The organism is Pedobacter sp. SAFR-022, from assembly GCF_051965375.1.
Lineage (GTDB): Bacteria > Bacteroidota > Bacteroidia > Sphingobacteriales > Sphingobacteriaceae > Pedobacter.
Genome location: NZ_JBQCME010000003.1, coordinates 180,666 through 193,604 on the forward strand (window position 1 = coordinate 180,666; position 12,939 = coordinate 193,604).

Consider the following 12,939-nt stretch of genomic DNA (forward strand, 5'->3'; position numbering starts at 1 on the left):
TTATGCGCCTAAGATGTTGTGCAATACGTTTAAATGTACTTGTTTTGCCTCTAACACCGTTCCGAAGTTTTCTTCGTCAACAACCAATGTACCATCAGTTACGGTACCCAATAAGCTGAACTCCGTTTCTGAAGCGGCAAGCAATTCTACAAATGCTTCCTGCTGATCAGAAGACAGGGATACCACCACGCGGCCTTGTGCTTCACCGAACAGGAAGGCGTCTTTACGGATCGACTCATCGCTGCTGATGTTGAAACCAAGGTTGTTTGGCATTGAAGATTCCAATAGCGAAATGTATAAACCACCATCTGCCACGTCATGCGCAGATTTGATCAGCTTTTGAATAATCAGCTGCTTAACCACCTGCTGCATCGCATACTCTTCTTCCAGGTTGAAATAAGGCGCTGGAGATGCTTTTACTTTTACGTAAGAAGCCAGGTATTGTGAGGATGCAATATCGTTTTTAGAGGCACCGATCAGGTAGATCAGATCACCCGCTTGTTTGAAGTCTAAAGTGGTTAAAGTCTCTTTGTTATCCAGGATACCCAACATACCGATGGTTGGGGTCGGAAATACCGGTCCGTCGTCGGTCGACTGGTTATAGAAAGATACGTTACCACCAGTAATTGGCGTTTCGAACCTTGTTGCTGCAGCGCTCATACCTTTGATCGCTGATGCGAACTGCCAGAATACTTCCGGTACATAAGGGTTACCGAAGTTCAGACAGTTGGTGATCGCCACTGGCTCACCACCTGCACAGGTAATGTTTCTTGCCGCTTCTGCTACCGCGATGGCACAACCGGTTTCCGGATCTGCGTTCACGTACCGTGAGTTACAGTCTACTGTTAAAGCAATAGCCTTATCGGTTCCTTTTACAGAAACTACCGCCGCATCACTTGGACGGTTGGTGGTCATGTTTGCCGTACCTACCATAGAGTCGTACTGATCGGTTACCCATCTTTTCGAAGCAATGTTCGGATGTGAAACCAGGTGATCAGCAATGGCTTTCAGGTTTTGTGGTACCGCAACCGAATCAATGTTGAATTTCTTGTATTCCTGGAAATAAGCCGGCTCTTTGTATTCACGGTCATATACCGGTGCACCACCACCCAATACCAGGTCGTCTGCAGGTACATCTGCAACCAGTTCGCCATTCATGTAGTACTCCAGACGCTGCGTATCGGTTACTTCACCGATCTGCACCGCGTGAAGATCCCATTTATCAAATACCGCTTCCACTTCTGCTTCACGGCCTTTTTCAACCACGATCAGCATACGCTCCTGAGATTCTGATAACAGGATCTCGAAAGGTTTCATGTTCTCCTGACGGGTTGGAACTTTATCTAAGTCGATGCGCATACCGTGCTCACCTTTCGCACTCATCTCTGAGTTCGAACAGATGATACCAGCGGCACCCATATCCTGCATACCGATAACGGCACCAGTTTGAATCACTTCTAAGGTTGCTTCCAATAACAGTTTTTCCTGGAACGGATCACCTACCTGAACGGCAGGAAGGTCGTTCACAGAATCTTCTGTAATATTTTTCGATGCAAAGGCAGCACCATGGATACCGTCTTTACCGGTAGCCGAACCTACGATATATACCGGGTTACCTACACCATAAGATGTCGCAGAAACGGTTTCACCAACTTTCACGATACCCGCAGACATCGCGTTTACCAATGGGTTAACGTGGAAGCTCTCATCGAAGAACAACTCACCACCTACGGTAGGGATCCCGAAAGCATTTCCGTAATCACCGATACCTTTTACCACGCCTTTCATCAGCCATTGTGTTTTCGGGTGATTTGGATCACCGAAACGCAACGAGTTCAGCTGTGCGATTGGTCTTGCACCCATGGTGAAGATATCACGGTTGATACCACCCACCCCGGTTGCTGCACCTTGATAAGGCTCCAATGCAGAAGGGTGATTGTGCGACTCAATTTTAAACACGCAGGCAATGCCATCACCAAGATCAACCATTCCGGCATTCTCCTCTCCTGCTTTGGCCAGCATACGTGGACCGTCTTTAGGGAGTTTCTTTAGCCAGTTGATGGAGTTCTTGTAAGAGCAGTGCTCGCTCCACATCACAGAAAAGATACTTAGTTCTGTAAAATTAGGTGTACGACCCAGGATCGCTATAATTCTATCATACTCTTCTGGTAAAAGACCAAGGTCCTTGGCGGTTTCTAATGTTGTCAGCTGTGTATTTTCCACTATAATGTATGTTTAAGGATTATGGCAAAGGTAAAAAAATCCTGTAAATGCCTTGAAGTTTTATAAAGCTATATCCGTTACCCATCTGCCGGGGGGTCAATAGGGCCTCGACCCGCCCTTGACCCGGCCTTGAACCGGGGTTGACTCGCCCCCTGGGCGGATCAAGGGCCTTTCACCAGTGGTTGAATGCCTGCTCAAGCGCCGCTCAGGTAAGGGTAGATCGTCGGTATGCTACCGTTTTTTAGGAAATACAATCTTTGATCATTCATGTAACAAATTGCTAGCCTTCGGTGTTTGACACCCCTGTTTTCATCATTTTTCGATTTTTAAGTTAAAAATTCACTGTGATATTGAAAAATGAGGTAGATTTTTTGAACATTTGAGCAGAAATAAAATTAAAAAGGTCTATTTTTGGACAAATTCTAAAAAACCAATGAAAAGTTTAAGATCATTTGCATTAAACGAAGCACAATCCCGCCTATATCCAGAGGTTAAAGCACCATCAACAAAGATTTCTGACTTTTTTGGATCAAACGTTTTTGATCAGAAAAAAATGAAAGCTTACTTGTCTAAAGAAGTTTACGGCAAGTTGATTTCGGCTGTTGAACAAGGCACACTGATTAGCCAGGACGACGCAAACCATATTGCTACGGCAATGAAAACATGGGCAATGTCTAAAGGTGTAACACATTACACCCATTGGTTCCAGCCATTAACCGGCACCACTGCAGAGAAACATGACTCCTTTTTTGAGCCAAGCAGCGAAGGTCCGGTAGAGAATTTTGCAGGTAGCGCCTTGGTTCAGCAAGAGCCTGATGCTTCCAGCTTCCCGAACGGCGGTATCCGTAATACTTTTGAAGCACGTGGTTATACCGCATGGGATCCTTCTTCCCCAGCCTTCATCATGGAAAGCCCTTCTGGAAAAACACTTTGTATCCCAACCGTTTTCGTTTCTTATACTGGCGAAGCTTTAGATTTTAAAGCGCCACTTTTAAAAGCGGTAAATGCAATCGATAAAGCTGCAGTTGATGTTTGTCAGTATTTCGACAAAAGCATCACTAAAGTAAATGCTTCTTTAGGGATCGAACAGGAATACTTCCTGGTAGATCTAGCCTTATATAATGCAAGACCGGATCTTGTTATGACTGGCAGAGCTTTATTCGGCCACATGTCTGCAAAAGGTCAGCAGTTAGAGGATCATTACTTCGGTTCTATCCCGGAGCGTGTACAGGCTTTCATGGTAGATTTCGAGAATGAATCTTTGAAATTGGGTATTCCTTTGAAAACCCGTCATAATGAGGTTGCACCAATGCAGTTTGAGTGTGCACCGATCTACGAAGAAATTAACCTTGCCATCGACCACAATCAATTATTGATGGATGTGATGGAGAAAGTTGCTTTGAGACACAACTTCAAAGTGCTTTTACATGAGAAACCTTATGCAGGGATCAACGGATCAGGTAAACACAACAACTGGTCATTGATCACCGATACCGGTAAAAACTTATTGGCACCTGGTAAAACACCTAAAAATAACCTGATGTTCCTTGCTTTCTTCGTAAACACGATCAAAGCGGTGCACGAACATGCAGATCTTTTAAGAGCAAGTATCGCTTCGGTAAGCAACGATCACCGCTTAGGTGCAAACGAAGCGCCACCTGCGATCATCTCTATCTTCCTTGGTCAGCAGTTGAACGAGGTACTTGATGAGATCGAGCACAGCCGCATCAGCAAAAAGATTAAAGAAGATAACGCACTATGGTTGGGTATTCCGAAGATCCCGCAGATCTTATTAGACAATACCGACCGTAACCGTACCTCACCTTTCGCCTTCACTGGTAACAAGTTTGAGCTACGTGCCGTAGGTTCTTCGGCGAACTCTTCTGCACCAATGACCGTATTGAACGCGATCGTTGCAGATCAGTTGGTGAAATTTAAAGTTGATGTTGACCGTTTGATCAAAAAAGGCGAGAAAAAAGACATCGCTTTATTAACCGTGATCAAACGTTACATTAAAGAATCGAAAGATATCCGTTTCGAAGGTAATGGTTATGGTAAAGAGTGGGAAGAAGAAGCAGAACGTCGCGGTTTAGCAAACATCAAAACCACACCTAAAGCATTAGACGCTTATGTAAGCGAGAAAAGTGTTGAGCTATTCACTAAAACCAACATCTTCAGCAAAAGAGAGCTTGATGCACGTCACGAGATCCTTCTGGAAAGCTATTACAAAAAGCTTCAGATCGAGGCAAGGGTTTATGGTGAAGTTGCAAACAGCATGATCATCCCGGCTTGTATCGCTTACCAGAATACTTTGATCGAAAATGCTAAGGGACTAAAAGAACTTGGCCTGAACGAGGAAGCGCTATCTACACCAGTAGAGATCATCAACAAACTTTCACAACACCTTAGAATTGTGAAAAACAACGTTGATGCCATGCTGGAAGAACGTAAAGTGACCAACAACATTGAAGATACCCGTGAGAAAGCGATTGCTTATGATGAGAAAGTGAAGTCTTACTTCTTCAACATCCGTTATCACTCTGATAAATTGGAGCAAATTGTTGATGATAACGTTTGGCCTTTACCAAAATTGAGAGAGCTGCTATTTTCAAAATAATTAATCCTTCTTTTACAAACCCTTCAGCCTTGCTGAGGGGTTTTTTATTTCTAAAACACCCTACTTTAAGCGCTTTCTATATCTTTGCAACAACATGAGTGATAACAGGTATAACCAACGTGGCGTTTCTGCCTCAAAAGAAGATGTGCATAATGCCATCAAAAATATTGACAAAGGAATTTTCCCTCAGGCTTTTTGTAAGATCATCCCCGACATCCTGGGAAATGATGAAGCGTACTGCAACATTATGCATGCCGATGGTGCAGGCACCAAATCTGCCCTGGCCTATGTGTACTGGAAAGAAACCGGCGACCTGTCGGTTTGGAAAGGCATTGCACAGGATGCCATCATCATGAACCTGGACGATCTGATCTGCGTTGGTGCAACAGAAAACATCCTTTTATCCTCAACGATTGGCCGTAACAAAAACCTGATCCCAGGTGAAGTGATTGCGGCAATCATCAACGGCACGGAAGAGATTTTAGCTGAACTGCGTGAGCAAGGCATCTCCATCTACTCTACCGGCGGCGAGACCGCTGATGTGGGCGACCTGGTAAGAACCATAATCGTGGATTCGACCGTGACCTGCAGAATGAAACGCGAAGAGGTAATCAGCAACCACAACATCCAGCCGGGAGATGTGATCGTAGGCTTGTCTTCCAGCGGTAAAGCAAGTTATGAATCAGAATACAACGGCGGCATGGGTTCTAACGGACTAACCTCCGCAAGACATGATGTTTTCCATAAGGCCATTGCTTCGGCTTACCCGGAAAGCTTTGACCCTGCAGTACCGTTTGACCTGGTATTCTCCGGAAGTAAAGCTTTAACAAACGAGATCGCTGTTGATGAAAACACCACCGTGACTGCTGGTAAATTGGTGTTATCTCCTACCCGCAGCTATGCACCGGTGATCAAGAAGGTTCTGGAAAGCTACAGAAGCCAGATCCATGGACTGGTACACTGCAGTGGTGGTGCACAGACAAAGGTTTTGCACTTCATCAATGAGGATGTACATGTAATTAAAGACAACCTGTTCCCGGTACCCCCGTTATTCCAATTGATCCAGGAGCAATCCGGTACGAGCTGGGAAGAAATGTACAAGGTATTTAACATGGGTCATCGTATGGAGCTGTATGTTCCGGAGGCAATTGCTGCAGACATCATCGAGATCTCTCAAAGCTTTAACATCGACGCGCAGATCGTGGGTCGTGTAGAAGCTGGTGATAAAAAACAGGTGACGATACAAAGTGAAAAAGGTACTTTCCAGTACTTTTAACTATATTCCATAACGCAGAAAGCCCCGTTGATCGAGGCTTTCTGCATTATGGAAAATTCTGGTTTATTATTTGCCTTGCTTCTTCAGGTCATCATTCACCACTTCCATGAGCTCCTTGCTCCAGTCTTCAGTTTTGAACTCGATGTCTGGCGCAACACCTTTACCCTCGAGCGACTTCCCTTCACTGGTTGTGATCTGACAGGTCGGAACATACATCATATATTTCCCATTGCTGATCATGTTCACCGGGTTACCCCCACCGCCGGTGTTTTTGCCGATGATGGTTGCACGGTCAAGCTCTTTCATCATGAAGGCAAAGTATTCAGCTGCAGAGAAGGTATTGCCGGAAGTAACCACATAAATGGGCTTGTCGCCAAGATTGGGTCCGGCCGACAATGGTGCTACAGGTGGTTCACTGCGGCGCCATTCGTCCTCGCCTTTACACTTCTTGATCAGCAGGGTTTCGAATCGTTTGTCTTGCGGTTTAAACAGATAGTGATACAGGAAGGTGGAGATTTCACCATTTCCACCACCGTTGTGGCTGATGTCAATCACCACCGCACGGGTGTTCCGCATCAGGTTCAAAGCACTCTCCGCCGTTTTATAGGCCTCCGGGCCGGCGATACATTCATCCCAGCGGATGTACCCGATGTTTCCGTTGCGCACTGCGACTTCCCTAAAACCGAAGTTCCGCTCTTCTGGTGTAGTCACGCTCAGGTTAGGTACCCTTTCTGATACTTGTCCACGGTCTACACCAATGTAAAAGTGTTTGTCGTTGGTCTTCTTGCGGAAATATTTCACCAGCTCCCCCGTGAATTTCGAAAGGGTATCAATCTTATCAAACTGACCTTCTTTATAAAACATCCGGTTGAGATCGTCGGTCATCTCTTTTCCAACCTTCGGATCGAAGTAGAACTTATCGAGTCCCTCCAGGGCAAGCTTGAAAATTTCTTCTTTTTCTGCTTTGGAAAGTACGGCTTTACCGCTGATATATGGTGCGGAAAGCTGACGCATACGGCTTAGCACCTGCTCCATACCGCTGCTGCCCAGCGCAGTTTTCAGGGCTTCATCTTCCTTAACGCGGTTGATCGCTAAGAAACCCCGATCAATAGCCTGGTTCAGCAGCTTCAGTGCTTTTGCTTTTTCATCCGCTTGTGCATAGGTTCTTGCATAGTTGTAAAGTACTTCCTTATCTTTTTCGGCGCGTCCGGCGCCAAGTTTATCTATGGCGACTGCGGCGCCTTTGAAGTTGCCCACACTGGCAAGTTCAGACGGTGTTTTCTTATTTTGCTGTCCCGGGTGAGGTCCGGATTGCGCGTTTGAATAGTGAGGTAAGCTGATCAGGGTCAATCCTGCCAGATAAAGAAATTTTTTTAATTGCATTTTTGGTCGGTTAGCAGAAAAATATTGGCTGAATATAGCAGCGGGAAAGCACATTTACAATCTGCAAATCCCTGCAGTAAAGCAGATCATTTCCAGGCTAATCTGCCTTTGTTCCAAACACATATGGGTTCTATGGCACAAGTGTATGCTTACGAACAAAGGTTCCGCCGTTTGCCTCCTGGAACATAAATTATTTGCTTAGCATCGGATAAATTATTATTAATTTATTCGCAATAAATTATTTAAAGAAATTTGGAATATGGATAGTATATACCTATAATTGAATAACGCTTTCATCTGTTTAACTAGCCAAAGAGTTAAAAGAACCCGGGAATTACGTGCCGCTCGATAGATAAGATCCATTAATCGACATCTCAAACCAATTTGATACAAGAATATAGCTGATAAGTATATTAATATAAACACTTAGTAAATCGGTTTAGTAATTCACCTTTAAACAAAGCACCCTTCTTACGCTCTAAAGTCGGCAAGCAACACCAACAGCTCCTTCCCGTATTTCGTACAGCACCTGGTGCCCCGCGCACCTACATCAATTCTAACCAATAATAAACTTTATGAAAATCAAACATTTACTCTGTACAGGTATCCCTGTGCTCATGTTAATGGGCAACCAGGCCTTTGCAAATGGGACTTCTGCATACAGCGCCAGTCTCAAAGCTGCAAGTATCACCTTTTCCAAAAGTAATATCCAACAGATCCGTGTCAGCGGTACGGTCCTGGACGAGTCGGGCAGACCACTCGCAGGTGTTGGGATTAAGAGTGCCTCCGGTAAAACTACAGTAACCGACGGCGCTGGTAAATTCACCATTGAAGCGACAAATGCTTCAGAAACCCTCACTTTTTCTTACATCGGTTATAACCCGCAGACACGTGCTGCAGGTAACGGCGCATCCGCGATCACCATCCGTATGGCCCCAGCTGAGGGCGAGAACCTCCAGGATGTCGTGGTAGTAGGTTACGGTACCCGTCGTAAGTCGGACGTAACTGGCGCCGTGGGTTCCGTACGTCAGGAACAATTGGAAGAACGTCCCGCCGCTTCCCTGAACCAGGCACTGGCGGGCCGAATCGCCGGTGTGCAGGTAAATACGAACTCCGGTCGCCCTGGTGGACAGACCAACGTTCGTGTTCGTGGATTTAGCTCCATCAACAGCTCCAACAATCCGCTGTATGTCATTGATGGTGTGATCCTTCCGGTAGGCTCGCAAACACAAAACAGTAATGCCATTGACTTCTTGAACCCTGGAGATATCGCTTCCGTAGAGGTGCTTAAAGATGCATCTTCCATCGCGATCTATGGTGCACGTGGCGCGAATGGTGTGATCCTGATCACCACCAAAAAAGGTAGTTCTGCAGGGAGTAGAATCACCTACGATGCAGAATTCAGCGTACCAACGATTGGTCCGAACCGGGTGGAAATGCTGAATGCAAGAGAATACCTCGATACCGAAAATCTGGCTTATGCAAATGCACAAACCTATGACCCTGCAGGTTGGGCAGCAGGAAACTATGTTGATCCAAGGATCAAACGTCTGAGCCTTCCAAATTTGTTCGATGCACAGGGCAATCCTTTGTATGACACCGACTGGTTCAAAGAGGCCACCCAAAATAAGCTCTCTCATAATCATCAACTCGGCCTTACCGGAGGTAACCAGGAAACCACTTACGGGATCTTTTTAAACCTTCGTGAAGACAATGGTTTACTGCTTAACTCCTATCTAAAACGCTATTCAGGAAGGTTCAATGTAGAGAGCCAAATGAAAACCTGGCTTAAAGTGGGCGGTAGCTTGACCTATACCAATCAGGATGAAAACCTGGTCGACATCGGTACGGGTGGATTAAACTCGGTAAGGATGATCACTGAAAGTTTCCCATTCCTGCCTGTCAAGTACGCTGATGGAACCTGGGCAGATAACCAGAATTATCCGGGCGCTGAAGGTGGTTCGAACCCGGTCCACATCCTGACCGACAGGAAGTATATGCTGCAAACACAAACGGCCCTTGGTAACGTTTTTGCCAACATTAACATTGCTGAAGGATTGGAATTCAGGAGTATCCTCGGTGCCAACGTCGTAACGCGTGGACGTAACGAATACAATGGACGATCGCTCTACGGTATTGCCTTTGATCAACGTGGCACGGCCTATCTGGATAATAACCGCGAAAGCTACTGGTCGTTGGAAAATTATTTCACTTACAATAAGAAGATTGGAGACGATCACGTGATCAATGCAACCTTAGGTGCTTCCTGGTATCAAACCAGTATCTTTGGATTTAATGCAAGCGGCGAGAATTTTTCGACTGACTTTTTTGGTCCAAATAACTTAGGCGCTGCTGGTAAACCTAACCCGGGAGGTTCCCGCCGTTCAGAGTTTACATTCAACTCCTATTTCGCCAGGGTGAACTATACCTTGAAAGATAAGTATCTTTTCACGGTTACTGCTCGTGCCGATGGATCTTCTAAATTTGGAACCCAACAACAATATGCATTATTCCCATCCGGTGCTTTCGCCTGGAGAGTTTCAGAGGAAGATTTTCTTAAAGGAAGTAACACAATCTCCAATTTGAAGTTGCGCGCCAGCTATGGTGTGACCGGGAACTCTGAGATTCCAGCATATTCTTCGAAAGGTCTACTGGGTACCTATTCAGCCATATTCAACAATACGAGATTTGGTGGTATTGGAACCAACAGGTTAGGCAACAATGAACTCGCATGGGAGTCCACTGCACAATCCGATATCGGGATTGAACTTGGTTTATTCCAGAACCGCATTAATCTGGAAGCTGATGTTTATTATAGAAAAACAACCGACATGCTGCTTGACGCACCTGTTCCAAGAACCAGTGGACATCCGAGTGTTTTCCGGAACATCGGTAAGATGGAGAACAAAGGTTTAGAATTAGGTATCAGCACCGTAAACTTTAACTCTGAAGACTTCACCTGGAATACAACCTTCAACATTTCATTTAACAAGAACAAAGTACTTGAGCTTGCTACACCTGCAGATATCTTCGGTGTGGGTAACCCAGGTTTTACGAACGAAACCGGTATTATCCGCGTTGGCGAACCAGTTGGATCATTCTGGGGTTTAACCCGTCTAGGTACCTGGAGCGAGGCAGAGCGTGCTGAAGCGGCAAGATATACCTATCGCGGTGGTAAACCGTTGTTGCCGGGTGACGTGAAATATTTAGACCGCAATGGTGATTTCGCCATCAATGATGAAGACCGAAGCATCATTGGAAATGGTAGCCCTAAAGGCTGGGGTGCTTTCATTAACAATTTCCGCTACAAAAACTGGGAACTACTGGTTGACCTTCAATACTCCTACGGGAACGATGTAATGGATATGAGCACACACTCCGCGGAAGACCGCGTTGGTATTGCCAACAGCTACAAGAGCGTGCTTAATGCCTGGACCCCACAAAACCAGAATACGCCTATTGCTGCGATCCGCGATACCCGTGCAGGCTACGTAACCAACGTTGATACTCGCTGGATACAAGATGGATCATTTATCCGTGGTAGAAATGCATTGCTTGGCTACTCCTTCCCAGCTGAGGTTGCTCAGAAATTGAAGTTAAGCCGATTGAGGGTTTATGCCAGTGCACAAAACTTCTTTCTGATTACTAAATACAGGGGTAATGATCCAGAGGTTACAACTTATGGAAACGTGTTTTCACAAGGTCAAACTTTCTTTGATTATCCTAAGCCAACAACCTTCCTTTTAGGTCTTAACATCGGTTTATAGTAATATTATCCATTTCAAATAGAATGATCATGAAATACAATTTTAAACATATATCCACGCTTGTCCTGCTTGCCATGATGGTATTCGGCACAGGCTGTAAAAAGTTTCTTGAAGAAACGGATCCTTCCAACTTAACACCTGACACCTATTACACCATACCGGAGCATGCTGAAGCTGCCTTAGCGGCCGCCTATGCGCAAACACGTTTCATTGGGAGTGGTGCAGGTATCTTTGTCGCTAACTTCTCGATGCTGGAGGTTGTAACCGGCACCGCAAAAACAGAGACAGGACAGAACTCTGACCTGAACAACCTTATCGGCTTACAGTACAATGGCGACAACTTACTGGTTCGTAACTGGTGGAATGGGCTGTATAGCGTTATTGCCCAAACGAACCTGGTTCTGGAAAGAGTACCGGCAATTACACCAATGGATGAGACGCGTAAAGCTCAAATCCTCGGCGAAGCACGTTTCCTTCGTGCCTGGGCTTATTTCTATCTGGTACGTTTATACGGCGATGTACCTTTGATCACTAAGCCACAGACTACCGAGTCAGAAGATTTTCTTCCAACAAGAAAACCGATTGAAGAAGGTTACGCACTGATCGTGGACGATCTAACACAAGCTGAAGCTGCTGGCTTGCCTTGGCTCGATGCTAGTGGTCGAGCAAGTCGCGCAGCAGTAAAGTCTTTACTGTCAAAGGTATACCTTACCATGGCCGGACAGCCGCTGAATAAAGGTACAGAATACTACCGCCTTGCTGCTGATGCGGCAAAAGACGTTATAGACAATTCTGGGGCTACGCTATTTGCCTCTTACGCTGACTTGCATAGCCTTGCGCAAGAGAACAAAGGTGAGCATATCTTTCAGATTCAGTACCTGGCTACCGTTGCTGGTAACCCGATGCAGCAATTGCTTTTGCCAAACTTTAAAAACGTTTCGGCATACAGTGATGAGGTCGGCTCTACGGTACCAACTGCACAATTTTACAACTCTTATGAGCCAAATGACTTACGGGCTAAAGATCGTGAGGGCTTCTTTTACACTTCGTACTATGACGGTGGCGATGGTGCGCTGAAAGCATTGAATGCGCCCTACATTTTCAAACACTTTGACGTGGTTGCAAACGGTACTGCCGGTACAAAAGGTACCACTCAGGCAGATCTGAACTGGCCGCAGATCCGTTATGCAGACGTTTTGCTAGTCTACGCTGAAGCGCAAAACCGTGCCGATGGTTCGCCAAACACACAGGCCTATGAAGCACTGAATTCCATCAGACGTCGTGCGCAGATTCCTGTACTTTCGGGATTGTCCCAAACGCAGTTTGAAGAAGCAGTTTGGAGAGAGCGCTGGCATGAGCTGTGCTACGAAGGCGTGACCTGGTTTGACATGGTACGTTTGAGAAAAGCATACAACGAAGCAACGAATGGATTTGATGATTTCGTAGGACATAGGTTTCCCGACAACCCAACGATCGTGCTTGCCGAGAAACATTTGTTATTCCCGCTGCCTACTGCAGAGATGCGTAACAACCCGAACTTAACTCCACAGAACCCAGGATACTAATCCCTGGACTGTGTGCTGCTAAAAACATGAACAATTAGGGTTCGAACTAATGCTCTTGACCACAATACCTGGGTCGTTTATGATCCAGGTATTACTTTAGACTTCGCT

6 protein-coding genes are annotated in these 12,939 nt (G+C 45.7%); 4 read left to right on the forward strand and 2 right to left on the reverse strand.

Annotated elements, in window-relative coordinates; genetic code table 11:
• Positions 1–2,223, reverse strand: coding sequence for a phosphoribosylformylglycinamidine synthase subunit PurL (purL, locus tag ACTHQF_RS09210; RefSeq protein ID WP_440429856.1), 2,223 nt, complete (start codon positions 2,221–2,223; stop codon positions 1–3).
• Positions 2,224–2,656: 433 nt separating this feature from the next.
• Here purL and ACTHQF_RS09215 point away from each other — a divergent pair, with 433 nt between their 5' ends.
• Complete coding sequence (locus ACTHQF_RS09215) at positions 2,657–4,840, forward strand: glutamine synthetase III family protein (protein ID WP_440429857.1); 2,184 nt, start codon at positions 2,657–2,659, stop codon at positions 4,838–4,840.
• A gap of 94 nt (positions 4,841–4,934) precedes the next feature.
• The gene (locus ACTHQF_RS09220) at positions 4,935–6,116 is read left to right on the forward strand and encodes an AIR synthase related protein (protein WP_440429858.1); all 1,182 of its coding nucleotides are present in this window, start codon (positions 4,935–4,937) and stop codon (positions 6,114–6,116) included.
• Positions 6,117–6,182: 66 nt separating this feature from the next.
• Here the strand turns inward: ACTHQF_RS09220 and ACTHQF_RS09225 are convergent, their stop codons facing one another.
• Positions 6,183–7,499, reverse strand: a complete 1,317-nt coding sequence (locus ACTHQF_RS09225; protein ID WP_440429860.1) for a S41 family peptidase — start codon at positions 7,497–7,499, stop codon at positions 6,183–6,185.
• Positions 7,500–8,074: 575 nt separating this feature from the next.
• On the opposite strand from ACTHQF_RS09225, the gene ACTHQF_RS09230 reads away from it, so the two are divergent.
• Together ACTHQF_RS09230 and ACTHQF_RS09235 are read left to right on the forward strand one after the other, a co-directional pair.
• Positions 8,075–11,266: a SusC/RagA family TonB-linked outer membrane protein gene (locus ACTHQF_RS09230; RefSeq protein WP_440429861.1), complete on the forward strand. Its 3,192-nt coding sequence runs from the start codon at positions 8,075–8,077 to the stop codon at positions 11,264–11,266.
• 29 nt (positions 11,267–11,295) lie between these two features.
• Positions 11,296–12,831 carry a RagB/SusD family nutrient uptake outer membrane protein gene (locus tag ACTHQF_RS09235; RefSeq protein ID WP_440429862.1) on the forward strand — a complete coding sequence of 512 codons (1,536 nt, stop codon included), beginning with the start codon at positions 11,296–11,298 and terminating at the stop codon, positions 12,829–12,831.
• The last annotated feature ends 108 nt before the right edge of the window (positions 12,832–12,939 follow it).

What these genes read in the sequence shown, in the direction of transcription:
- ACTHQF_RS09215 (WP_440429857.1), top strand. Translation starts at nt 2,657, where the DNA reads ATGAAAAGTTTAAGATCATTTGCATTAAACGAAGCACAATCCCGCCTA.
- ACTHQF_RS09220 (WP_440429858.1), top strand. Translation starts at nt 4,935, where the DNA reads ATGAGTGATAACAGGTATAACCAACGTGGCGTTTCTGCCTCAAAAGAA.
- ACTHQF_RS09225 (WP_440429860.1), bottom strand. Translation starts at nt 7,499, where the DNA reads ATGCAATTAAAAAAATTTCTTTATCTGGCAGGATTGACCCTGATCAGC.
- ACTHQF_RS09230 (WP_440429861.1), top strand. Translation starts at nt 8,075, where the DNA reads ATGAAAATCAAACATTTACTCTGTACAGGTATCCCTGTGCTCATGTTA.
- ACTHQF_RS09235 (WP_440429862.1), top strand. Translation starts at nt 11,296, where the DNA reads ATGAAATACAATTTTAAACATATATCCACGCTTGTCCTGCTTGCCATG.